This window comes from Terrisporobacter vanillatitrophus (assembly GCF_051148895.1).
Classification (GTDB): Bacteria; Bacillota; Clostridia; order Peptostreptococcales; family Peptostreptococcaceae; genus Terrisporobacter; species Terrisporobacter vanillatitrophus.
The window spans coordinates 1,765,072-1,790,553 of the sequence record NZ_CP154625.1 but is presented as its reverse complement, the minus strand read 5'-3'; the positions used below and the strand labels follow the sequence as shown (position 1 = coordinate 1,790,553).

The following is a 25,482-nucleotide window of genomic DNA, read 5'->3' as shown; positions in this document are numbered from 1 at the left end:
TCCATATAAAGTTCTTGCCTAAATTATAGCACAATAGGTTCATTTTCAAGTTCTGTATAAATATAAACTTATTTGTATTTTAAATAGTTTATATTACAAAAAGGTACTACCTGATTTTAGGTAATACCTTCTAAATCTTCACATTTAAGTTTTCTAACAAAATTTTTATCAGAATTGTCAGTTAATAAAATTTTTTTATCCTCATATATAATTTCCATATCTACACCTGTTTTTTATCACAACTATATAGTTTATATCATAATGTATCTATATAGTATATTAAAAATATAATATATTTTTGCTTTTTACAAGGGGGATATTTTATGCAAAAAAAAAATACTAATCTTATATCTATAAAATCATCAAAATATAATACTTATTTAAGTGTAGATTCAGATACTAGAACTTTAAAGTTTGATAGTAAGTCACCTACTTCTTTTTATATCAATCCATATTATCCTAATAAAATGATTTTGAAATCTGAAGATGGTTATTTTGTTAGATTATGTGATGATTATACTGTTAGAGCTGATGTTGTAGATATAAATGATGCTTCTTTAATTGATCTATCATTTATAAATCAAAAAGATACCTATCTAATCTCTAATAATAATTATCTTTATATTGATAGTAATTCTATATTAAGATATTCTAACCGTTCTAAAGATACAGGTTCTTTATTTAAAATCAAACAAGTTATTTCTAGTACTAGAGCTCCCGTTGTAAGCATTTACTCTGATGCTAATTATCAAGGTAATGTTCAACAACTAACACCTGGCAACTATAATATTAACCAGCTTTCTATTGGTAATGATACATTAAGTTCTATTAAAGTTCCTCAAGGTTTTTCTGTCACTCTTTATTCTGATGCTAATTTTAAGGGTGATTCTGTGACAATAACTAGCGATACTCCTTATATTGGCGATAATTTTAATGATAAAACTTCTTCTATAATTGTTGAAAAACTATCAACTAATGCTGTTCAAATTTATTCTGATGCTAATTATCAAGGTAATGTTCAACAACTAACACCTGGCAACTATAATATTAACCAGCTTTCTATTGGTAATGATACATTAAGTTCTATTAAAGTTCCTCAAGGTTTTTCTGTCACTCTTTATTCTGATGCTAATTTTAAGGGTGATTCTATGACAATAACTAAGGATACTCCTTATATCGGCGATAATTTTAATGATAAAACTTCTTCTATAATTGTTGAAAAACTATCAACTAATGCTGTTCAAATTTATTCTGATGCTAATTATCAAGGTAATGTTCAACAACTAACACCTGGCAACTATAATATTAACCAGCTTTCTATTGGTAATGATACATTAAGTTCTATTAAAGTTCCTCAAGGTTTTTCTGTCACTCTTTATTCTGATGCTAATTTTAAGGGTGATTCTATGACAATAACTAAGGATACTCCTTATATCGGCGATTATTTTAATGATAAAACTTCTTCTATAATTGTTGAAAAACTATCAACTAATACTGTTCGAATTTATTCTGATGCTAATTATCAAGGTAATGTTCAACAACTAAAACCTGGTTATTATAATATCAATCAACTTTCTATTGGTAATGATACCTTAAGCTCTATAAAAATTCCTAGGGGATTTGTTGTTAGACTCTATGAGGATGCTAATTTTAAAGGTAACTATGTGACTTTAAGAAATGATGTGCCTTATATTGGGGATTATTTTAATGATAAAGTTTCTTCTATAATTGTGACTTTCCGAGGTTAATAGTCTAAACAAAAAAGATATTATCATGGTAATATGATAATATCTTTTTTATTTTTAAATTATACATTTTTAATAGTTTTCATTATGAATTCTGCTTTCGTCATATCTATCTACAAATTCATTTCCTAATACTATTATTGTTACTGATGAACTTTCGATTTATTTTGTATATAGGTTCATTTTAGATAATTATTGGGTTTTAAAGTTATTTTTGTTACACCATTACTTTTAGTTACTTAAAGAGATTCTTTGGTAGACAAAAATTCAATCTTTATCAAAACAACAAGCACTTTAACTTTATCTAATATATTTCTTAACAACCTTCGCCACTGGAACACCTATAATTAACCCTATAACTATTTGAGTAATATTTCCTGGCACAGATGATAAAGGCTGTATATAGTTTCCATATAACACTATCTCTGTTACATAATAACCAAATATCATCCAAATACCTGACACTATTATGGCAAAAACATTAGTTAAAACACTGTTTCCTTTTTTGTTGTTAGACCAGGCAATACTTCCTATAATATATCCCATTATTCCTCTAACTATAAATGTAAAGGGTGCCCACATTGCCCATTCTGACAGTAGATCAAATAAGCCCATACCAAAAGCACCAGCTAAAGCACCTTTTTTCTTACCAAATACAATTGATGAAATAAATAACATTGTATTTCCTAAGTGTACTAATCCTCCACTTGATGCTATTGGCAGTCTTATGTTAATAAACCTTGTTGCTATAAATACCAATGCTATAAGCAAAGCAGTTTCTACTAAATCTCTAGTTCCTATATTTTTTCTAACTTCATTTGATATTTGCATTTTATATCCCCCACACATATTTATTTGTAGTATTTATTAAACAAACTTACTAAAGATCCATTTCCTTGGAAACCTAAATCTTTTAAACTATTATCTAAAATATCCAATATATATATTATTTTATCTAATTTTGCATTTTCTCCCATGTGGCCAATTCTAAGTAATTTATCCACATATTCTCCCAGTGATGTTCCTATTATAGTGTTGTATTTTTCACGTATATGCTTAGTTAAATTTAAAGCTCCTATATTTTCAGGTATAACTAGTGCTGTTACCGTATTAGAGTATCCACTATCTAAAAATAACTCTCCACCATATTCTTTAAGTGCTTCTCTTGTAGCTTTTGCAACTTTTTCATGTCTTTTTATTGTATTTTCTGTTCCTTCTTCTAATATATTTTCCAAAGCTCTATCTAAACTTATAATGTCACTTATAGGCATTGTATATGGGAAATATTTTTGTTCATAGTAATCTTCCCATATTGTTAAGTTGCAGTAAAAACCTATTATTTTACTTTTTCTATTTTTCATACTATTTTTAGCATCTTCACTTACGCTTACTATACTAAGACCCGGTTGAGCTGATATGGCTTTTTGAGATCCACCAAGTACTATATCTATTTGCCAATCATCTACTAAAAGTTTTTCTCCAACCATGGCTGCCACTGAATCTACAACAGTAAGTATGTTGTACTTTTTAAGTAATGGACATATTTTACTTAAATCATTTAAAACTCCCGTTGGTGTATCACAGTGTACTATAGTTGCATATTTAAAATCATGGTCTTTTTCTAAAAATCTTTCTAATTCTTCTACATCTATAGCTTTTTTATAACTTTTGCTAAAAAGTACAGCTTCCCCACCATACATAGTTACAAAATCCTCAAAACCTTTTCCAAATATTCCATTATCTATAACTAAAACTCTATCGTTTTTCTCTGTCAATGATGCACATGCTGCTTCTAAACCCAGTATACCTTCTCCACTTAGTATGTATACGTCATTTTTAGTGTTTATTATTTTTGCCATTTTATCACAAGTGTTCTTATAAAATTCCACAAAATCAGCATCCACATCTGGATTTGTAGTTTTTATACTTCTTGCTTGTCTTACATTTTCCCTAACATTACTTGGTCCTGGCATATATACATTTTTATTGTTCATAATTTCCTCTCCTTGTTAAAATACTTATGAAGTAATTATATATGATTTTTCTATTTATGTGATACAATTTCACTTTTTTCAAGAATTGTATTAGTACATTTGCAATAAAAGTATAAATAAGTGCATAAAAATCCATAGTGAATACACAAAAAAAGCTGCTTATATCAATCTGATATGCAACTTTTTATATTTTATTATTTGGCTATGTTTCAATATAGTATTGATATACTCCTACTTTTTCGTTTGCATTAGATTAAAATTGTGAACTAAAGTAATCTTAATTTCTTTTAGTTTTTTACTTACTTATTTTAAATTTGTTTACAAGGAAACAAGTTTTTGTTATACTTGTTTACAAGGAAACAAGGAGGTATTATGAATAATTTATTATTAGATCAAATTGCAGAGTTTTTAGAAAAACAAGATTTACTAGCAAAATTAACAGAAAACGAAAAGTTACATGAGTATGGAACTTCCGAAATTCATACTATTGAAGCCATTGGAGATTTAGAAAATCCTAATGTAACAGAAATTGCAAAACATCTTAAAATGACAAAAGGTGCAATAAGCAAAATAACAAAGAGGTTAATAAAAGAAGAAGCAATTGAGCCTTATTCAATTCCTAGTAATAAACAAAAAGTATTTTTTAAATTAACTGTAAAAGGTCAATTTTTATATGAAGAACATGATAAGAGACATAAATTGTGGTTAGAAAGAGACAATAAATTTTTAAGTCAATTTGATAGCAACAAATTAAAAGAAATATCCAACTTTATTATTTCCTTTAACGAGTATATGCAAGAACAAATTGAGGAATTATCAGAGAATAAAAATAAAGGAGAATTATAATGAGTAAAGAATCAGTAATGAACAAAATGAAATCATCATTTGAAAACACTATACCAACAGAAATATATCATGCATTAAATGTTCTACATAATGCAGAGGTAATAATGGATGGTGAAAAAATAGTAGGAGAGGAGAGGGAGATTATTGAACTAACTGCTATTCTTCATGATATAGGTATGATTAATGCTAAAGCGAAATACAATAACACAAGTGGTCCATATCAAGAAAAAGAAGGTCCATCCGCTGCCAAAGAATTACTTTTTGATGAAGATTTAACTACAGATGAAATTGATAGAATCTGTCATATAATAGGTCATCATCATACGTTTAGCGCTATTGATAACAGAGACTTTCAAATAATATGGGAAGCAGACTTCTTAGAGGCTTTAAAAAAATTAGATTCAAAAAACAGCCAAGAAAAATTAAAGAAACTTATTGATAATAACTTTAAAACTGAAAGTGGTCATAAATTAGCATATGAATCTCTTATTATGGCCTAAGATATTTTTTGATAAGTATAAATAAAAAATAGCTTTACCATAGTATTTAAAATATAATACTCAAGGTAAAGCTATTTTAATTTTTAAGGTATTATTATCTTTTGCACATAAATATATTTTCATCTTTTGAAAAACCATACTGTTCATAGAGTCCATGTGCATCCTCAGTTACTAACATCCCTTTCATGTCTTGTAATTCCTTATCATTTACAATTGTTTCCATAAGAGCTTTACCTATACTATTTCCACGATAATTTTCATCCACAATTACATCACAAATATAATAAACTGTTGCATAGTCAGTAACAACTCTTGCAAATCCAATTTGCTTATTATTATCTTTTAAATATGCACCATAGCATATAGAGTTTTCTATTGATTTTCTTATTTTATCTTCACTGCGATTATTTGCCCAGTAAGTCATACCTAGCATATCATTTACATTTTGGAATTGAATCCTATCTTTATCTTTTGAAATATAAAACATTATTTAAAAAACCTTTCTAAATTAGATATTGATAATACTTAATCCTTAATATATAAAAACCATTTATCTCTTCAAATTTATATTTATATAATATTAAAATAATCTTTATTTTCCATTATATATAACGATTGTTCACCAAATGTCCCCTCCAAATTGTAATTTATTTTTTATATTTATAATGAAAATTATATCTTTAGTTTATTTAAATTTTATAGAATTCATAGCTCTTATTATTTCTTTCTGTGAATCATTTAAATACACTGTATTAAAATCGAAAATCTTATTTTCTATTTTGATTAAATATACTATATTGTTTTTAAATTCAATAATTGTAAACTCCTTACCATTCACATCTTTAGTTTCTATATTTTGAATATTAGCAGAATCATCCCCAAAGTCGATATTGTAAACTTTATCTATATAATCATTAATTTTTTCGTCTTTATTAATAACTCGTATACTCATCCCTTCCCCTATTACTAAATGTTTATCCACTTTTATCCCTTGATTACTAAATTTAGAAGACATAATACAAATAGTTACTTCTTCTAAATCTTCTAAATTATTAACTTCTTCATTCATATTTTCTATATCTTCCTTAACTTTCCATTCATCAGGAATATCCATTTCAAAAGAAAACTTTTTATTTATATATTTATTACCTTCTACTTCCCCATACCATAAGTCATTTTCTTTATTACATCCACTTATTGAAAGTATTAATACTATTATTAATGATATTATGCTTATTTTTTTCATCTAAAATGTTCCCCCTACATAATAAATTTTAATTTTTTATTATAATTAAAATTTAATTTACAAATTCCTTTCTCCCCTTCTTCAATTCTTAATATATAACTATTCTAACATTGATCATAGTCCTAAGAAGTTTATAAATAATTTATGTTTGTAATTTTTTAAGCATAAAAAATAAGGGTATTAGGCTAATACTCTCTTTCTTCTCAATATATTAAGATTGTGTATTTGAATCCTTTTTAAAGCATATTTCTCTAAATGAAAGCAATAGTCCAAAAATTAATCCTTGTACTATTATATTCATCTTAGTGTTTTGCATAATTCCATATATTATAAGTATTAATACATAAGAACTTATTCTTAATTTATTTTCTTTTTTCTCATTTAAATCCTTTATTTTACTTCGCATATCTTTAAAGAAATCATATTTGGAGTTTAATTTATCAAACATAATCATTGATATAGAAGCTGATATTATAAGTATTATCGTCTTCATCATTTTATCCCCTTTGTATCTTTTTCGCATTATATAACGATTGCGTACTTATTTTTATTATAGCATTCTTTTAACTCATTTATTATTAGTTACATAAACTGTAGCGTTCTTAATTTGAAATCCTTCATTCTTAGTGTAGGAGTATACCACATTACTTTGTACAATAAAATTCTTAGTTTTAATATAATCTCTATCTGTTTCAAATGTTCTTATCCACTTAAACCACTTCATATAGTTTGATATTTATATAAATAAACAACTTCATTATTCAAAACATTTATAAATTCCATCAGCTATAGCTTTTGCTATTATAGGATGATTTTCTGTATTACTAACAAACTCATCATCTTCCTTATTAGACAAGAATCCCATCTCTATCAAAACAACAGGCACTTTAGACCAATTAAATCCTGTCAAATCATCTCTTTCTATAACCCCTCTACTCTTTATACCTACTTCCTTCACATATGTATTAAGTATTGTTGTTCCATAAGATTTACTAATTTTATAAAAACTTGATGTGTATTCATTATTGGCTGGAACATGCATAGATGCACCATTCACACTATTATCTTCACAAGAATCTGCATGGATTCTTACTACTAAATCAGCATTATTTTTGTTACCAACTTCAGCTCTTTCTATATTACTTTTAGACTCTGCCACATCATTTTTAGTTAAAACTACATTATATCCCTTTGACTGTAGTTCCTTTTTTAGTAATGATGCCACTGACATAGTAGTTTTGTGCTCTGGTATATTTGTATATAATCCTGTTGCTCCTAAGCCATCTTTTAATTTTGTTGTAGAAGAGTTTGGTGATACTGGTTCATTTCCTGATGTTCCTGTTGATGAATGACCTGGATCTATAACTATAGTAATCTTTGAATTATTATCTTTATCAGAGTCATTATTTTTATCATCTTGTGTATCTTCTACTTTATTTGTTTCAACATCCTTATTTTCCCTGGAATTAATTCTAACGCAGCCAGTAATCAAAGCTAACATGCTTACGACCACAAATAATAAAACAATTTTCTTTTTCATATTCTCTCCCCCCCTTTTTTATTTACTCTTTATTTATATTCTATATATTTTAAATATAAAACTTTGTAACTTCGTGAAGTAATATCTTTATTGTATTGTAAAATCAAAAACAAGGCCATATTTTTCTTCTACACCATTGTATGAACATTCATTTCATATTTTACAATAAATGTAGTATTTATAGTAGAAGTACAATGAATTAAACATGGTACAAAGCTAGATATGTATAATACAAAAAAGGTATACACATTTTTGTGTATACCTGGGTTATGTGAATTTTCAACTATTAAGTTTATTATGTAACTCAGATATGATTATAATACAACAACTATACATTAAATACTAAGTTAAAACTTTTTTATTATATTAATCAATATTTGATAATTCTATATAAATAAAGTAATATAACTTTTTAGTTAACATATTTACAATTTCTTAGAAGTGCTCTCCATTTTCATAATACTTCTCTTTTTCAAAAACTGTAAAAGCTAAATCCATACTTTCTATATTTAGATTTTCTCTTATATTGTTAGTGATTATTTTAGCTACTGTATCTTGCACCTCTTGACCTCTATCAAACCAAGCTACTTCTACAAATGGATATACATCTGCTATCTTACCATTTCTTATAGCAACAGACTTTATACATTCTATTTCAAAATAATCTCTTGGGCATTTTACTGCTTCTACTAATTCATCAATCATCTTTTCACTTATCTTGCAGATGTCGTTTTCATTTATTCCTCTTACTTTTATTTGTGGCATAACTTTCCTCCTGTTGTTGAATTTATTACTTATATTTATTTTACTATTTAGACTATGTTTCCCATATAGGCAATCTTGTAATAGATATATTATAACAAATTATTAAAAAATAACAAAAGGGCTAGTAAATACAATAAAGAGAGTATATTACTTCCATACTATTATGATGATGTCTTTATTAGTTCTTGACACAAACCGTCAAGAACTGCACTCTTTTTTATTTTTAGTTTATTTTATTTATTATATCCCACGTTTTTTTATAATTAGTTTTATCATTTGTATTATAACTAACAGAAAGATTAGAATCTTGAATTCCAAAAGATAGTACTAATTCAGGATCCTTACTTATAAAATGCATTATATTTGAAATAGCCTCTTTATTATTTATTTCATAAGTATCTATTATAATTTTTTCTATATCACCATTCCTAAAGGTATAATTATATATTTTTGTGTTGTCTTCAGGAATCTCTTCCATAAACTCTGATTCAAATCTATAATCCTTTAATAATTTTTTAATATCATCAATTTTAACATCTTCATTATTATTTACTTTATCTATAATATAATAACAAGCATCCTCTAAGGAATATTGATTTTCTTTCCTTTGTATGGAAATACCTAGCTCATTTATTTCTCCTAGTATTTTTTTATAACTAGACCTATCAAGTTTAGAAGTATCAATACTATAATTCCATTGTTTTTCTCCTTTAATAGACATTAAAATTATGGCATCATCATATAAGCTATGTGTAAGAAAATCAATAGTTTCTTTACTTCCCGAAACAATGAAACTTACACTAAGATATTCATTATCATCGCCAGTAAAGATATACTCATAGGATTTTTCACCCTTTACATCATGAATTTCTGAATGGTCTAAAATCTTGAACTCATAATCTTTTAATAGTTTTTTTACATCATCTATTCCTATGTCTTCTTCATTTTCTGCTTTATCAAGAAGGTAAAAATAAGCATCTCCTAAAGATTCTACTTTTTCCTTTCCTTGCATATTACATCCTGATATAAAAATACAAGTCAATACGGAAATTAATATAATTATTTTTTTCATGTGTTCTTCCCCTTTTTATTAGTATAGCATTGGAATATAAGAAATAAAAACTGTTGAGAGTGAACTTAAATATAAATTACCTAATTCATATATAGAATTAATGAGAGTTACATAATGGAGGAATGGGAATATCCTGCATTTGGAGTTTATATATGTGATACTCCACGAAGAAAACTAACATAGACTTTTACAATAAAAAAGAACCAGATACATTTAGTACCTGGCTCCATTAATTACATATCTACTTTATCTACATCAATGCTCGGTATACTAACACTAGCAACCATACATCCTTTTAATTTATATTAGTCTATTATTTGTATAGATATATTTCTAACTCCCCAGCTATTGCTCTGTGAGTCTGAATTCATAAATATATCTATCTTATTTCCTTTTATTCCTCCACCAGTGTCTTCTGCAATGAATATTTTTCCAAATCTAGGTATATAAACTTTTGTTCCATAAGGAATAACACTTGGGTCTACAGCTATTGTTCCCCATTGAGGTTTTGTTCCTGTTGCAGTTATACCATCTCCACTATAAGCTGTAGCTGATACTACTATACTTTTCTTTGATGAAGATGAAACTTCTGAACCTGATAATTTATCTTGTGATGATTCTTTTGTACTTGATGATATTTTTGTGCTTGATGATACCTTTGAATTAGAACTATTTGAAGTTTTATTCCATGTCATTAAAGCCACATCAGTATCTATATGTGAACTATGTACCCATCCTGTTTTTCCATCTGAAGTTTGAAGTTTATACCATCCATCTAATGATGATATTACTTTTACCTTTTCTCCTTCATATAAAACTTTTATAATATTATAATTAGTTGATGCTCCTTTTCTCATATTAGCATTGTCTTTTAAAGTTCCATTAGCATCACTTTCTGACCATGCAAATTTAGCATCTGATACTTTTATATATTTTCTATATGACCAGCCTACTTTACCATCTGAAGTCTTAACTTTGTACCAGTCACCTTTTTTTGATAAAACTTTTACACTTGCTCCCTTTTCATGAACATTAATTATTTCATCTTCAAGTGATGGACCTTTTCTGAAATTCAAATATTCTGTTACTGTTCCTGGAATAGCACTTGCTTCTTCCTTTTCCTCTTTTGAAGCATCTATGTATTTACCATATGACCAACCTGTTTTATCATCTGAAGTTTTAACTTTGTACCAACCATTTGACTCTGATAATATTTTTATATTTTGCCCTTGCTTAAGTACTTCTTGAACGTTATGTTCAGTAGATGCACCCTCTCTAAGGTTTAAGTTTTCCTTTACTGTTGCAGCTTGAGATTCAACAGAAGCACCAGCCCCTAGTGCCATTGCCATCGATACAAAAGCTGTTGTTTTTAAAGTATTTTTTAACATATATTTTCCTCCAATATTGTTTTATAGAATAATCTTTCTAAATAAAATATTGTGCCTTTAATCACTTAAATTTTAAATCTATACTTATATATTATTACAACTTTGTAACTTTTGGAAGTGTTTTTTGTAAAATAATTACAAACCGTTAACAAAATATATGTTTTATTTCTAATTTTATACAGTTCAAACCCAGCATTTTCAACACCCAAGCAATTTATATATATTTTTTTATTTTTTCTTTTTTGTAACTTTTGTAACTTTTATAAAATAACTCTTTTTCTGTTTTAATTTGATTTTATAATTCTTTTATTAAATTGCAATATACTTGGCATGCTTCTTCTATTTTTTCAACTTTGCATCTTTCGTCTACCATATGTGCTAATTTGTATTCTCCTGCTCCAAATCCAATTGTTGGTATCCCCATGGCTACAGGTGTTATAGCGTTTGTTCCAAAATCCCAGAAATCAAATTCTTCAGGCTCTTTTTTATATACATCTTCATAAGCTTTTATCAAAGATTTAGTTAATATATGATTTTTTTCAATTTTCCAAGGATCGTGCATTGGTTGGTACTCTAGTTTTTTATTATTCCAAGTAGTATGATATAGCGTTCCCACTTCCCATGATGCATTTTTATTTTTTATAAGCTCATCCATTTCTCCTTTTACTTGTTCCAATGTGTCTCCAAGAGCTAATCTTCTATCTAGATAAATAGAACATTCACTTGGTACTGCATTTAATGATGCACTTACACAAGAAATATCCGATAAAACTATTGTGCCATGTGGCTTGTTTTCTTTGTATAATGATTTATTTAATTCATCAACTCTTGATATTATTTCAGTCATTTCATAAACTGCATTTACACCTTTTTCTGGTGCTGAACCATGAGATGATACTCCATAAGTTTTTATTCTTATTTGCGCTTTACCCTTATGTCCTAAAGTTATTACGTTGTTGCTTGGCTCACAAATAATGCAATAATCAGGTCTTAAAGATAATTCTTCATATAAATGTTTTAAATTTTCACCATCACAATATTCTTCGCATACTGTTCCTGTTACATATATGGTTTTTCCATCTATATAGCCCTTATCTCTTGCAGCTACAGCAGCATAAATACTTGCACACAAAGATGATTTCATATCTACGCTACCTCTTCCCCATAAATATCCATCTACTATATTTCCTGAAAAAGGTGGTTGTTGCCAGTCTTTTTCATCATTTACTTCAACAGTATCCATATGAGAATCAAAGTGTATGATTTTAGGTCCATTACCTATTTTTCCAACTACATTTCCTGTTGAATCTATAAATACCTGGTCAAAACCTAATTTTTCCATTTCTGATTTTATTAAGTTTGCAAAATTCCCCTCTTCGTCTGTATAGCTTCTAGTTTGAACTGACTTTTGTACAAATTTTATTAAATCTGATGCTTTACTCACCTTTAACCACTCCCTCTGTATTAAATACTAGTATTACAGAATTTTCATCAAATTCTAGTTGATTTTTTATTTTTTCATAATTCATATTGGAAAGTATTTCTTCTACAAATCCTAGTCCTACAGCTCCAGACTCACCAGAACTGAAATTAACATCATCTCCTATTGGATTTTTGGCTCTATCCATACCTTTGAAAGTTATTTCATCTTCACATTTTATAAAGAAACTTGACTGAGCTTTTAATAATGGAAAAGTAGTAAAATTAGCTTCTCCACAGTTAAGTCCTGCCATTGCCGTATGTGGTTCACCACCAATAGTTATATTTTTATTTTCTTTTACAGATTCATATATACAAGGCACTGCACTTGATTCTATTACTCCAATAAAAGGCAATTCATCACCGTATTTATTGTATAAATACCAAAGAACTCCACCAGCCATGGCTCCAACACCTGCTTGAACAAATATATGTGTTGGCTTTTCTTTCATTTGATCTAGTGCTTCTCTTATCATAGTTGAATATCCTAGTACTATATTATTTGGTATTTGTGTATATCCTGGTAATGCTGTATCTTGTACTAAATAATAATTGTTTTCTTTTGCAAAATTAGAAGCATATCTAACAGTGTCATCATAATTCATATCTGTTACAACTACCTTTGCCCCATATTTTTCTATGGCTTTTACTCTTCTATCTTCACTTCCCTTTGGCATAAATATTATTGACTTATACCCAAGACTCTCAGCTCTCCATGCTAAAGCTTTTCCGTGATTTCCATCGGTGCAAGAAACAAATGTGTAAGTTGGATTTTTCTCCTCTTTTATAATCTTTTCTAGGGCATAACTGGCTCCTAGTCCTTTAAAAGCGTTTAATCCAAATCTATATGATTCATCTTTTACATATATACTTTTCACTGATAGTTTTTGTGAAAGTGATTTTAAATTATGCAAAGGTGTTACTTTATAATCTTTCATACTTTTGTGAAAACTATATACTGATTCAAAATCCTGTGGAAGTTCCATATTATTTAAATATTTTGTTTTAGTGTTTTTTATGATCTCTATTGAATTCATTACCCCACCTCCTTAAGTATAATTATATTGACTTTTATAAATATCTATATCATAATATAATCAATTTGTATCGTTATATTGACATAGGAAGGAAAAATAAAATATGCAACAATATAATATTATTATTGATGAAAATAAAAAAGAAACCACAGATCATGGTTCCTTTGAATTTCCCCTTGCAATTTATACAACGGATATTAGCAAAAATGTTATAGGTTTTATTGATTGGCACTGGCATGATGAATTGCAATTTTGTTTAATTACTAAAGGTAGTATAGTATTTGATATAAATGCATCTCAAGTCGTATTAAATGAAGGTGATGGCTTATTTATAAATTCTCAACAGATACATAGAGCTAAAAATTATGAAAATATAGATAGTTCCTATATATGTTTTGACTTTCATCCAAAGCTTATTTCTAGTTTTATGGGAAGTTTAATAAACACAAAATATATTGATACTTATGTAAATAATTCATCTATTGAATATTGCATTCTTTCTAAAAATATTTCATGGCAGTTAAATATTTTGAACAAACTTTCTTATATTTATGAAATTTTTAGCAGCAAAACCTTTGGATTCGAATTTGAAATTTTTATTAATTTTTTGGAAATTTGGAAGGATTTCTTTGAGTTTTACTTTAAAAATTTTAAGGAAAAGGAACTAAATTACAATAGTTTACGCTTAAAAAATATTATTACCTATATAAATAATCACTATATGGAAAAAATTCAGTTAGAAGATATAGCAAAGGTGGCTAACTTATCTAAAAGTGCTTGTTGTAGAGAATTTAAAAAGCATATGAAGTGTACTGTTTTTGAGTATTTAATTAATTATAGGCTTGTTGTGGCTACTAAACTTTTAGTTTCTAGCGATTATTCTGTTACTGAGATTGCTTATAATTGTGGTTTTGGTACTACTAGTTATTTTATTGAAAAATTTAAAAATAAGACTGGTGTTTCTCCTTATGTTTATCGTAAAAATTCAAGATTATAAGTGGATTAGTTGCTAATACTAAAAAAAGACCCAATGGGTCTTTTTTCATACAATCTATATATATTATAATATAGTTATATTTTCAGCTTGAGGTCCTCTAGCGCCTTTAACTATGTCAAAGCTAACTTTTTGTCCTTCTTCTAATGTTTTGTATCCATCAGTTTTTATAGCTGAGAAATGTGCGAATACATCATCTCCACCTTCTACTGATATAAATCCAAATCCTTTGTCATTGTTAAACCATTTTACTATTCCGTTTGTCATTTAATAAATCTCCTTAACTTATTTATAAAAGTATTTTATTTTTTTATTACATATTTAATTGTATCCTATTTTGTAATAATTTACGCATTTTTTTGAAAAATATTTTAATCTTAGCATATATCATAACGATCTGCGTTCATTACTTTATTCCAAGCACATACAAAGTCCTTTAAGAATTTACGCTGAGAGCCTTCACTTGCATAGACTTCTGCAATGGCGCGAAGTTGAGAGTTAGATCCAAAAATAAGATCAACTCTTGTTCCTTTCCACTTTAATTTTCCTGTTGCTCTATCACGTCCCTCAAATATTTGTTCATCGGTGGAAGTAGGTTGCCAAACTGTATCCATATCTAAAAGATTTACAAAGAAATCATTTGTAAGAGCTTCTGGTTTCTTTGTAAAAACACCATTTTGAGATTTTTTATAGTTAATATCTAACACACGCATCCCACCTAATAATACTGTCATTTCAGGAGCAGTCAAGGTTAAAAGCTGTGCACGATCAATTAATAATTTGTCTTGCATCATTGAATAATCTGGCTTTACATAGTTTCTAAATCCATCTGCTTTTGGCTCAAGTACAGCAAAAGATTGAATATCAGTTTCTTCCTGAGATGCGTCACTACGTCCTGGAGTGAAAGGAACTCTGATTTTATATCCTGCTTTTCTTGCCGCTTTTTCAATTCCTGCACATCCTCCTAGTACAATCAAATCTGCTAAGGATACCTTCTTATTTATTTTATTTGACTTTAACTGTAAATAATTAAAGTCTGATTGTATTTTTTCAAGAATTTGTAAAACATTATCTAATTGCTCTGGTTCATTAACTTCCCAAGATCTCTGTGGTTGTAGACGAATTCTTGCTCCATTTGCACCACCACGTTTATCAGATCCTCTAAATGTGGATGCAGAAGACCAAGCTGTATAAACAAGGTCTGATACTGATAAATTAGAATCTGAAATTTTATTTTTAAGATATTTAATGTCTTCTTTATTAACTAATTCATAATCAACTTCTGGTACAGGGTCTTGCCATATAAGTTTCTCTGGGGGTACCTCAGGACCTAGATACCTTGAAATAGGACCCATATCACGATGTGTCAATTTAAACCAAGCACGTGCAAAATCATCAGCAAATTTATCAGGATTTTCCATATAATTTCTAGCAATTGGCTCATATATTGGATCAAATCGAAGACCTAAATCAGCCGTTGTCATAATAGGACGATGATTTATAGATGGGTCATGTGCATCTACAATCATATCTTCCTCAGCTACATCTTTAGCCAACCATTGATAAGCTCCTGCAGGACTCTTAACCAACTCCCACTCGTACTTAAACAATGTTTCAAAATAGCCCATATCCCATTTTGTTGGATTTGGCTTCCATGCACCTTCAAGTCCACTAGTGATTGTATCAATACCTTTACCTGTTTTATAATCATTCTTCCAGCCAAGTCCCTGTTCTTCAATATTAGCAACGTCAGGTGCAGGCCCAACATATGTGGCTGGAGCTGCTCCATGGCATTTACCAAATGTATGACCACCTGCCACAAGTGCCACAGTTTCTTCATCATTCATAGCCATACGAGCAAATGTCTCTCTAACATCTTTTGCAGAGCCAACTGGATCTGGTTTTCCATCAGGTCCTTCTGGATTTACATAAATAAGTCCCATCTGAACCGCTGCAAGTGGATTTTCAATTTCGTTTGTACCAGGAATTTTATTAGTTCCAAGCATCTCCTCAGCTGACCCCCAGTAAACCTCTTGTGGTTCCCAAACATCCACACGTCCACCGCCAAATCCAAATGTCTTAAGTCCCATTGATTCAAGAGCACAATTACCTGTTAATATCATAAGATCTGCCCATGAAATTTTATCGCCGTATTTTTGTTTAATTGGCCAAAGTAACCTACGAGCTTTATCTAAGTTAGCATTATCAGGCCAACTATCTATTGGTGGAAATCTCTGGGTTCCATCACTTGCTCCACCTCTACCGTCCCCTACTCTATAAGTTCCTGCACTATGCCATGCCATACGAATAAATAGTGGTCCATAATTACCAAAATCTGCTGGCCACCAATCCTTTGAATCTGTCATCAAATCATATAAATCTTTTTTTAATGCATAATAATCAAGTTTTTCAAATTCTTTCGCATAATTAAAATTACTTCCCATTGGATTACTTAAACTAGAGTTTTGGTGAAGAATGTTTAGATTTAACTTATTAGGCAACAAATCCATGTTGTTGGTTGGACTGCTTGACATTCTAGTTCTTCCAGTAAACGGGCATCTCATCTCTCCCATGCAATAATAACCCTCCTTTACTTTATTAATGTTTTAAATGTAAGTCCAGAATTAATAACTACTATTTTATATTTATAAAATTAAAATCTGAACACATAAGTTCTACAATTTTATTACATAATATGTAAGTACACTTTCACTTATGTTCATTGTCTGTCATTAAACATAATTCAAGGGGTGTATCAAAAATGTACTGCGCCCCAATTGTTGGACCAAGATTCTAACGATTGGGGTGTTTAACTTGAAAAAAGATACCCGAAGGGATTGCACACTAAATAACTCCCTTTAAATATTAAAAAAAATAAAAACGGAGTTTGTGGAAAATTGATTTACTGGTTAATTATCATGTAATTCCAAGTGATTCTTCAACTTGTGTTTGAACTACAAATCCTTGAGTTTGTAGATATTTAATCATCCTATCTATAGATTTAGTTTGATTTACACAATCACTTAAGTAAGAATCGTATAATGAAGAATTAAATTCTTTATTATTTAGTAACATATTGTAACAACAAGTAAGTAGCATTCTTGAAATAGCTATTATAGCTCTCTTATGTCCACGTCTTTTTTTAATAGATTCATATCTATATTTAAAGTAAGGACATGATTTATCTTTAATAGCTGCATTGGCACATTGAACAAGCAAAGGTTTTAAATATAAACCGGCACGACTTATACGAACACTTTTCTTTTTTCCTGCACTTTCATTGTTCTGAGGCGTTAATCCTGCCCAAGAACAAAGGTGCTTTGATGTATCAAATTTAGACATATCAACACCTATTTCAGAAATTATGCCTACGGCAGACTTAGGTGTAATTCCTGGTACGGAAGAAAGTAAAGATATTTGATCCTGGTAGTCTGAAGAAATGATAGAAATTACATTATCTAGTTGGGTCAAACAATTATTTATATAGTCAAAATGGTTAAATGAAACTCTCATTTTGCTTGATTGCTCTTTAGATATATTGCCTTGCATAGATAGATTTATTTCTTCAGCTTTAGGTAGTAGTCTAGCATGAAGAAATTCAGTATAATCAATATTCAGCTTTTCGGGATGATCCAATGCATATTTAATAATAGCTGAAGAAGATTTACCAAATGTATCAGATACAACGCTAGAAATCATTAAGTTAGATACAGTTAATGAATTTTGAATTCTGTTTTTTTCACTAGAACGAAAATTAACTAATTTACTTCTGTATCTCATTAAATCTCTAAGTTCTCTGATTTGTTTTGGAGGAATAAAACTCCCCCTAACTAGACCATGCTTGTGTAAATCTGTAATCCATAAAGAATCACGTTTATCAGTTTTTTTACCAGGAATATTTTTTATAAATTTAGGATTTGCAAGTGTAATATTACAAGTATCTTCAAGAATGTTATAGATTGGTAACCAGTATTTACCGGTACTTTCCATGCATATTTCAGTACAATTGTTACTTAATAACCAGTTTTTGAATTCAATTAAATTATGGGTAAATGTTTGAAAGTTTTTAGTTTTATATGTTGTGATATTTTTAGAATTAGTAGAAGCAATTGTAGCTACTATAAATTTTTTGTGAACATCAATACCACAACATACTGGATGAACAATTTTAAGCATTTTATCACCTTAAATAAAAAATTAAGTAAGTAAACATTGACTGAATATCCTAGTTTTTTAACGGTCTTTGCTAAAACAAAGATTAACTTACGTGCTCATGGCACAATTATTTGTACTTAGATAGATATTCGGCACAAGTTTTTATGCGGATTTGCCGATAGGCACTTTTCTCACTTACCCCGCCGTGCTCTGTAGTATATTTACTTACTTATTAGATTTATTAACGAAAAATGTATGTATTATACCATTTTTCATCCAATTTTGTGCCTTGAGCACAGCGAAAGGAATGATAGTTTTTATGGTTAAATATAATTACGACTTTAAATTAAAAGTTGTAACAGCATATTTAAATGGAGAAGGTGGGTATAAATCAATAGCAAGGCAATATGGAATTCCAAACATTTCACAAATTCAAAGATGGGTGAGTGTATATAAGTCTCTTGGTAAAGATGCATTAAAAACAAAGAAAAAGCAGACTTCTTATCCTGTACAACTTAAACTTGATGTTGTAAACTATATGATTATAACTAAGTATAGTGCACAAGAAGTCGCTAACCATTTCGGAATTAATAATAGTACACTTGTATCAGCATGGATGCAGAAATTTTCAAATGGTGGTGTTGACGAATTGTCTAAAAGGAAAGGAATGCCACCTATGAATAAAAATAAAAAAGAAGAAAAACTAACAAGAGAACAAGAATTAGAACGTGAAAATGAATTACTAAAAGCGGAGCTTGCTTTTCTAAAAAAGCTGCGTGCTTCAGGGATGAATATTCCAGAAAGGTTAAAAACAAATACGAAGCAAAAATAATCTATGATCTTCGTAAAGAATTTAAATTATCTATTATCCTTGAAGCTACGAAGTTTCCTAAATCAACATATATGTATTGGCAAAAAAGATTTGAAGATGAAAATCCAGATGAAGAACTTGAAGGAAAAATCAAAAAAATCTTCAAAGATAATGACAAGAATTATGGCTATCGCCGAATTACATCTACATTAAAAAATTCTGGTATTGTTATTAATCAAAAGAAAGTTAGGAGACTTATGAAAAAACTGGAGCTTAAGTGTATATCATTTTCTCATAAATCACGTAAGTATAATTCATATAAAGGTACAATTGGAAAAGTAGCTAAAAATAGAATTAATAGAAGATTTAATACATCAATTCCACATCAAAAGATAACAACTGATACAACGGAATTTAAAATATATGAAACTAATAAAAACGGTAGATTAACTATAAAAAAAGCATATTTAGATCCATTTTTAGACATGTTTAATGGTGAAATTTTATCATATAGTTTATCAGAAAGGCCAGATTTCAAGTCTGTAAATTATGCTTTGGATGAAGCTATTATTATTACAAGTGACTGTCCTTATCGAAGAACTTTTCATTCAGATCAAGGATGGATATATCAAATGAAGCAGTATACAAATATACTTAAAGATAATAAAATATTTCAAAGTATGTCTCGAAAAGGAACATGCCTTGATAATTCTCCCATGGAAAATTTCTTTGGCATAATTAAACAAGAAATGTATTATGGAAAAATCTATAGAAGTTTTGAAGAGTTAGAAATAGCAATAAAAAAATATATTAACTATTATAATAATGAAAGAATTAAGGAAAAATTAAACTGGAATAGTCCAGTAAATTATAGAATGAAATATGAATTAAAAGCTGCATAAAATAAAAATACTGGAATGAAACATCACTCCAGTATAAAGTCCAACTTTTGGGTCTCAGTACAAAATGATACACCCCTTGAGATTTTTTATTAAAGTAACTTTATTAACTCTTCTAAATCCTCAGATAAAGTTCTTGCACGTTCAAAATCAGTATCTGCTAAAGCTAACGCTACTTCTGTTTCAACTGTTTTTCTCTTTTGTTCTATTGCTAAATAGTCTTTATCAAAATGATTAGCATAAATCATTCTTCTAAATTTTTTCATACTCATTTTTCTAATTGTCTTATCTTCAATCAGTAAAACATAATCTGCACAGTTAACTATAAAATGATAATCATGAGAAATCATTAAAATAGCACCTTTATAATCTTCTATAGCTTTTTCTAAAGCCATTTGTGAATAAATATCTAAGTGACTTGTAGGCTCATCCATTAGCAACATATTTGCTTTACTAGCAGAAACCTTGGCCAATTGAAGTATATTCTTTTCTCCACCAGATAAAGATTTTATATTTTGTGTAAGTATATCTGCATCAAAACCATATTTTCCAACGTATCTTCTAATCTCACCATAAGTTTCAAATCCTAGGTCGTAGAATTCTTGAAGTATGGTATTAGATTCATTTAATACTTCATCTTGATTTTGAGATAAATAAGCTACTTCAATGTTTTCATTTATTTCAATAGCATGGTGATTATTTTTAAATATTTCTTTTAATAAAGTAGTTTTTCCCACACCGTTTGTACCAATAAGAGCTACTTTATCAGTAGATTTAATCTCAAAGTTAACATTTTCTAAAAGTACTTCATCAAAAGCTACACTGTAATCATTAACTTTCAAAGCAGTAGTTTCTTCGATTTCATTATTTGTAACTAAGTTGATATATGGTTGTTTAATATCTACAAATGGTGCTTTAATTCTATTTGCTTCTAATCTTTCTTGGATTTTAACTCTAGCTTTTAAAGCTCTACCTCTAGAAGCATCAGCATTATAAGTTGCTTTCTCTCTTAATATATCAATTAAAACTTCATTTCTCGCAATTTCTTCTTCATCAGCAAGAGACATTTCTTGTAACTCGATTTTAGTTTGCAGTAAAGATAAGTTATAATCAACATATCTTCCATCAAATTCTTGAATTTCCGTATTTTCAAGATGAATAATTTTGTTAAAACAATGATTCAATAGATATCTATTGTGTGTAATAACTAAAATTGTTTTTTTGTGAGAATTAATTAAATTTTTAAGAGAATTAAGATTTTCAAAATCTAAGAACACATCTGGTTCATCCATAATCATTAAATCTGGATTATTAAGCATTTCCTTAATTACTTGAATAAGTTTAAATTCCCCACCACTAAGTTCAGATATCATTCTATCTTTATGCTTGCTTAGATTTGCAAGATTTAGTTTTTTATTAATATTGCTTTCAAAATCATCCCCATCAATTGCCTCAAATGCATCTAAGGCTTCTTGGTACTTTTCTAATAAAGTTTCAATGTCATCAGAAGTTTCCATTTCACTACAAATAGATGATATTTCATCTTGTAGCTTAATAAATGGTTCAGCTATATATTCAAAAACTGTAATTTCTTTTGTTTTGTCTACTTGTGAGAACTGGCTTACATACCCAATTCTACAGTTTGAGTCCATTTCTAACTTACCATAAAACATATATCTTTCTGGGTCCATAATTATATCTATAAGTGTACTTTTTCCACTACCACTTGCTCCTATAAAGGCGCAGTGTTGATTTTCTTCTAATGTAAATGAAACCTTATTGTATAGATCTTTTAGCGGAAATGAGTAGGACAAGTTGTCAATTTTTATCATATTATTACCTCTCTTTATCATTTAAAAAGAGCTTATAAAAATAAGCTCTTCAATATATATAATAAACACATTTTTTTAAATTTACTGTTGATAGCATAACACTTTTTACAACTAATTTCAATGATTTTATATTTAATTAAATTACTCTTTTATAATCCTTTTTATTTCTTTTTTTAGTTTTGGATCAAGATTTTTATTTGAATATACTTTTTTCCATTCTTCATTCAAAGACTTCTTTTGATCATTTGAAAGATTTTCTGAATTATAAGGATTAAGAGTTACTAGTAATTCACTGTTTTCATAATCAATATACTTTGACAAATCCTCTATGTTTTGAATTAAGAACTTCATGTTTTCATATGATGTAATCTCAGTGGTTCTTCCATTTTTTAATAAATACTCACTTATTTGATATTCTTGATCTGTAACAAAAAAGTATTCTCCTTCAGCATCCATTATTTCATCTGTAGAATCAATATACTTTACTAGGTTAATTTCTCTTATAAGTTTGTCTTTTTCTACCAAATTCTTATATTTATTATTAATAAAATTAATTAACCCAGAATTACAATTAGGATCCAATATATTTTTTTTACGCTCTTGAATTTCATCTTTTGTGTATTCAAGTTTTTTAAGCCCTTCTAGGTTTTTATCAATTTCTTTATCCCTAATTTCTGTTAATTCTTCAACGCTCAATTCCTCTAAATTTTCAGATGATTTTTTTTCATTAGACATTTCAGTACTTTGAGTTATTTTCTCTTCATTATTTTTATTAGCATATACAAATATAATTGTTGATATACCTAAAATAACTAAAATCAAAATCAAACCTATTTTATTTTTAAACATTTTTATTTTCACTCCTTAAATAAATTAATTATATAGACCTTTTTATATCCTTAACTCCATGTCAATACAATTACAATTCTTTTACTACAAAACACATTTGTAAATTATAATACATTTATAAAACACTTTTAATCATTCATAGTTAGAATATACGATTAATTTCTTAAAACTTCTATACCTACAACATTACCAATTAGCTTTATAATATGTAATTTGTTTATCTTTAAGTTTTTTAAGTAGATTTGTTCTTACACCATAATCTGAATGAGCTGCATATGAAAAGTTATACCCATTAGAGTGTCTATCTGTGGCAATTAATGTATGGAACGCCATACCACTTTGACCTTTACAAACACTTACCGGCGTTCCAGGTTTAAGGAATCTTAAAGTATCTCTAACAGTAACAGTTTCATATTTAACTCTTCTCATCCAGTGTAGTTTAAATTGCCTTGCATAGCACCAAGCACTTGATCTTTTATTAAGTGAGTAGTAATACCATGGAAACTCTCCTCCAGTTTTAAACCCATATCCTCCTGCATGTAAGCATTGTGAAACAAAGTTTGCACAATCTCCTCCACTTGAGCTTTTTTGAAAATTATAATATGGTTTAGGTGCATCGTTCATTTTATTTTCGCTACCATAATATCCATTAGTATAACCATGTTTTCTTGCATATGCCAATATTTTTTTTGTTGAAATATTTGATTTAGCTGCTCTAAATAAAACTTTATTAATATTATTTTTATCTAATTCACTAAAATCTTCAATATTTTGAATTTCATCTTTTATTTCTTCATCTGTATTATTACTTTTAGAAACTTCTTTTAATTCATTAATTAGAGTATCCTTTTGAGAATCTGAAATCGATTTTTTTATTAAAGGATTGACTATTTCAACTACAACATTTCCATTATAATTTACATTATCTGATACATCTTGAATATTCTCAATTAAAAACTCTAAATTTTTATAGGATGAAAGATCTGAACTTTTCCCATTTTTTAATAAGTATTCACTTATTTGATATTCTTGATCTGTAACAATAAAATATTCTCCTTCAGCATCCATTATTTCATCTGTAGAATCAATATACTTTACTAGATTAATTTCCCTTATAAGTTTGTCTTTTTCTGCCAAATTCTTATACTTATTATTAATAAAATTAATTAACCCAAAATTACAATTAGGATCCAATATATTTTTTTTACGCTCTTGAATTTCATCTTTTGTGTATTCAAGTTTTTTAAGCCCTTCTAGGTTTTTATCAATTTCATTATCTCTAATTTCAGTTAATTTCTTAATACTTAAATCCTCTAGATTTTTATTATCTTTTTCATTTAAGGTTTCATGATTTTCTGATTCCTTACCTTCCTTTTCATTAACTCTTTCAACAACATTTTCCTTACTGTCATTATATGTTTCATCTAATTTTGCTGCATTACCTATTCCACTAAATGATGATGATATAATTATTGATGAAAGAACCAATGCAAAAACTTTAGTTGATTTTTTCTTTAATTGCATGTTAGTGCCCCCTTTAAATCAAATTATGATTAAGTCGACATAATCAACTTAATTATATCAAACTAAAAGTTAATGTAAATAAATTGAAACAAGCTTATACCCTTTCAATATCTTAAGTTTAATGTGAACTATAGTATTTTGAACATCTATACAGATACAAATCATACTAAATTGCATTTTAGTGTAGCAAATTAATACATTATATGATATGACAGTGTGATTTCAAAAACAATAAATTTATAATCGTAACCAATAACAAAAGTGGTGCAGTAAATATTTGTGTAACCCTTTGCTAATACATTAGCTATTTTTATGAATTACATATAAGCTCTCTTTATACAAAAATAACCTGGAGCATTTAACTCCAGGTTTTTATATTTATTACTTGATTTATATGCAAGTATATAATTTCCTTTTTACTAATCACATAATTATAAATTTTATATAATAAAATTGTTCAATATAAACTTATACGTTTCTCCACCAACTATACCTATAAATATAATTAGAAAAGTACCAACTATAAATTTAACAGCAAAATCTCTATCCTTAAAATCACCCATCCTAGCCAAAGATTTTCCAGTCAAAAGTAATGCAATAGATGAGTAATTATTGCAAATAACTAATATTATAACAATACTAAGTTCTAATATTCCTATGTATCTACTTATATCCTCATCATTCTTTTTTGATTCATCAGTCTCTTCAGTTATAGCAGGTTCATCAATTTGTTCATTAAACTCATCATATTCTTCTACTAGCATTATCTATCACACTGATAATATTAGTAAAAATCGAGTAGGAGC

The 25,482-nt window shown here is 28.1% G+C and carries 23 protein-coding genes and 1 pseudogene; 5 read left to right on the top strand and 19 right to left on the bottom strand.

What is annotated here, in order from left to right; all coding sequences use genetic code 11:
• The first annotated feature begins 323 nt into the window (after positions 1 to 323).
• A complete protein-coding gene (locus TVTCOM_RS08990) occupies positions 324 to 1,748 on the top strand; it encodes a beta/gamma crystallin-related protein (protein WP_434799491.1) in 1,425 nt (474 codons plus the stop codon).
• Positions 1,749 to 2,045: 297 nt separating this feature from the next.
• On the opposite strand, the gene TVTCOM_RS08985 is transcribed toward TVTCOM_RS08990, so the two are convergent.
• Together TVTCOM_RS08985 and TVTCOM_RS08980 are read right to left on the bottom strand one after the other, a co-directional pair.
• On the bottom strand, positions 2,046 to 2,576 hold the full coding sequence (locus TVTCOM_RS08985) for an ECF transporter S component (RefSeq protein ID WP_434799490.1): 531 nt from the start codon (positions 2,574 to 2,576) through the stop codon (positions 2,046 to 2,048).
• Between the two features lie 20 nt (positions 2,577 to 2,596).
• Positions 2,597 to 3,739: a pyridoxal-phosphate-dependent aminotransferase family protein gene (locus TVTCOM_RS08980; protein WP_434799489.1), complete on the bottom strand. Its 1,143-nt coding sequence runs from the start codon at positions 3,737 to 3,739 to the stop codon at positions 2,597 to 2,599.
• Positions 3,740 to 4,111: 372 nt separating this feature from the next.
• Here TVTCOM_RS08980 and TVTCOM_RS08975 point away from each other — a divergent pair, with 372 nt between their 5' ends.
• Positions 4,112 to 4,585 carry a MarR family transcriptional regulator gene (locus TVTCOM_RS08975; protein ID WP_434799488.1) on the top strand — a complete coding sequence of 158 codons (474 nt, stop codon included), beginning with the start codon at positions 4,112 to 4,114 and terminating at the stop codon, positions 4,583 to 4,585.
• Positions 4,585 to 5,085, top strand: a complete 501-nt coding sequence (locus TVTCOM_RS08970; RefSeq protein WP_434799487.1) for an HD domain-containing protein — start codon at positions 4,585 to 4,587, stop codon at positions 5,083 to 5,085. The genes TVTCOM_RS08975 and TVTCOM_RS08970 overlap by 1 nt, the downstream gene beginning before the upstream one ends.
• A gap of 94 nt (positions 5,086 to 5,179) precedes the next feature.
• Here TVTCOM_RS08970 and TVTCOM_RS08965 read toward each other — a convergent pair whose 3' ends face one another.
• The 10 genes and pseudogenes from TVTCOM_RS08965 to TVTCOM_RS08920 form a co-directional block, all read right to left on the bottom strand.
• A complete protein-coding gene (locus tag TVTCOM_RS08965) occupies positions 5,180 to 5,572 on the bottom strand; it encodes a GNAT family N-acetyltransferase (protein ID WP_434799486.1) in 393 nt (130 codons plus the stop codon).
• A 198-nt stretch (positions 5,573 to 5,770) separates the two neighbouring features.
• Entirely contained in the window at positions 5,771 to 6,331 is a 561-nt protein-coding gene (locus TVTCOM_RS08960) for a hypothetical protein (protein ID WP_434799485.1), read from the bottom strand.
• Positions 6,332 to 6,542: 211 nt separating this feature from the next.
• Positions 6,543 to 6,824: a hypothetical protein gene (locus tag TVTCOM_RS08955; protein WP_434799484.1), complete on the bottom strand. Its 282-nt coding sequence runs from the start codon at positions 6,822 to 6,824 to the stop codon at positions 6,543 to 6,545.
• 89 nt (positions 6,825 to 6,913) lie between these two features.
• Positions 6,914 to 7,067 (bottom strand): annotated as a pseudogene (locus TVTCOM_RS08950) (IS1595 family transposase); the annotation flags it as partial.
• Between the two features lie 21 nt (positions 7,068 to 7,088).
• Positions 7,089 to 7,871 carry an N-acetylmuramoyl-L-alanine amidase family protein gene (locus tag TVTCOM_RS08945; RefSeq protein ID WP_434799483.1) on the bottom strand — a complete coding sequence of 261 codons (783 nt, stop codon included), beginning with the start codon at positions 7,869 to 7,871 and terminating at the stop codon, positions 7,089 to 7,091.
• Positions 7,872 to 8,306: 435 nt separating this feature from the next.
• The gene (locus TVTCOM_RS08940) at positions 8,307 to 8,636 is read right to left on the bottom strand and encodes a DUF1904 domain-containing protein (protein ID WP_039681307.1); all 330 of its coding nucleotides are present in this window, start codon (positions 8,634 to 8,636) and stop codon (positions 8,307 to 8,309) included.
• Between the two features lie 223 nt (positions 8,637 to 8,859).
• Entirely contained in the window at positions 8,860 to 9,708 is an 849-nt protein-coding gene (locus TVTCOM_RS08935; protein ID WP_434799482.1) for a hypothetical protein, read from the bottom strand.
• 305 nt (positions 9,709 to 10,013) lie between these two features.
• Positions 10,014 to 11,096 (bottom strand): SH3 domain-containing protein, encoded by a 1,083-nt coding sequence (locus tag TVTCOM_RS08930; protein WP_434799481.1) that lies wholly within the window; start codon positions 11,094 to 11,096, stop codon positions 10,014 to 10,016.
• Between the two features lie 295 nt (positions 11,097 to 11,391).
• On the bottom strand, positions 11,392 to 12,540 hold the full coding sequence (locus TVTCOM_RS08925) for a YgeY family selenium metabolism-linked hydrolase (protein WP_434799480.1): 1,149 nt from the start codon (positions 12,538 to 12,540) through the stop codon (positions 11,392 to 11,394).
• Positions 12,533 to 13,612, bottom strand: a complete 1,080-nt coding sequence (locus TVTCOM_RS08920) for a diaminopropionate ammonia-lyase (RefSeq protein ID WP_434799479.1) — start codon at positions 13,610 to 13,612, stop codon at positions 12,533 to 12,535. The genes TVTCOM_RS08925 and TVTCOM_RS08920 overlap by 8 nt, the downstream gene beginning before the upstream one ends.
• A gap of 103 nt (positions 13,613 to 13,715) precedes the next feature.
• On the opposite strand from TVTCOM_RS08920, the gene TVTCOM_RS08915 reads away from it, so the two are divergent.
• Positions 13,716 to 14,609 (top strand): AraC family transcriptional regulator, encoded by an 894-nt coding sequence (locus tag TVTCOM_RS08915; protein ID WP_434799478.1) that lies wholly within the window; start codon positions 13,716 to 13,718, stop codon positions 14,607 to 14,609.
• A 63-nt stretch (positions 14,610 to 14,672) separates the two neighbouring features.
• On the opposite strand, the gene TVTCOM_RS08910 is transcribed toward TVTCOM_RS08915, so the two are convergent.
• The 3 genes from TVTCOM_RS08910 to TVTCOM_RS08900 all read right to left on the bottom strand — a co-directional run bounded on the left by TVTCOM_RS08910 (position 14,673) and on the right by TVTCOM_RS08900 (position 18,782).
• Positions 14,673 to 14,873: a cold-shock protein gene (locus TVTCOM_RS08910; RefSeq protein ID WP_434799477.1), complete on the bottom strand. Its 201-nt coding sequence runs from the start codon at positions 14,871 to 14,873 to the stop codon at positions 14,673 to 14,675.
• Positions 14,874 to 14,983: 110 nt separating this feature from the next.
• The gene (gene katG, locus TVTCOM_RS08905) at positions 14,984 to 17,179 is read right to left on the bottom strand and encodes a catalase/peroxidase HPI (RefSeq protein WP_434799476.1); all 2,196 of its coding nucleotides are present in this window, start codon (positions 17,177 to 17,179) and stop codon (positions 14,984 to 14,986) included.
• 343 nt (positions 17,180 to 17,522) lie between these two features.
• The gene (locus tag TVTCOM_RS08900; protein ID WP_434796464.1) at positions 17,523 to 18,782 is read right to left on the bottom strand and encodes an IS110 family transposase; all 1,260 of its coding nucleotides are present in this window, start codon (positions 18,780 to 18,782) and stop codon (positions 17,523 to 17,525) included.
• A 298-nt stretch (positions 18,783 to 19,080) separates the two neighbouring features.
• Between TVTCOM_RS08900 and TVTCOM_RS08895 the strand changes: the two genes are divergently transcribed.
• Positions 19,081 to 20,474 (top strand): IS3 family transposase gene (locus tag TVTCOM_RS08895; protein WP_434796322.1). Its coding sequence is split into 2 segments (ribosomal slippage): positions 19,081 to 19,540 and positions 19,540 to 20,474, totalling 1,395 coding nucleotides; the frame shifts between segments, so codons are not numbered across the junction.
• 89 nt (positions 20,475 to 20,563) lie between these two features.
• On the opposite strand, the gene TVTCOM_RS08890 is transcribed toward TVTCOM_RS08895, so the two are convergent.
• From TVTCOM_RS08890 to TVTCOM_RS08875, 4 genes are all read right to left on the bottom strand, one after another.
• The gene (locus tag TVTCOM_RS08890) at positions 20,564 to 22,303 is read right to left on the bottom strand and encodes an ABC-F family ATP-binding cassette domain-containing protein (protein ID WP_434799475.1); all 1,740 of its coding nucleotides are present in this window, start codon (positions 22,301 to 22,303) and stop codon (positions 20,564 to 20,566) included.
• A gap of 141 nt (positions 22,304 to 22,444) precedes the next feature.
• On the bottom strand, positions 22,445 to 23,152 hold the full coding sequence (locus TVTCOM_RS08885) for a hypothetical protein (RefSeq protein ID WP_434799474.1): 708 nt from the start codon (positions 23,150 to 23,152) through the stop codon (positions 22,445 to 22,447).
• A gap of 186 nt (positions 23,153 to 23,338) precedes the next feature.
• Positions 23,339 to 24,676 carry an amidase domain-containing protein gene (locus TVTCOM_RS08880; protein WP_434799473.1) on the bottom strand — a complete coding sequence of 446 codons (1,338 nt, stop codon included), beginning with the start codon at positions 24,674 to 24,676 and terminating at the stop codon, positions 23,339 to 23,341.
• Positions 24,677 to 25,116: 440 nt separating this feature from the next.
• Complete coding sequence (locus TVTCOM_RS08875; RefSeq protein ID WP_434799472.1) at positions 25,117 to 25,440, bottom strand: hypothetical protein; 324 nt, start codon at positions 25,438 to 25,440, stop codon at positions 25,117 to 25,119.
• Positions 25,441 to 25,482: the final 42 nt, after the last annotated feature.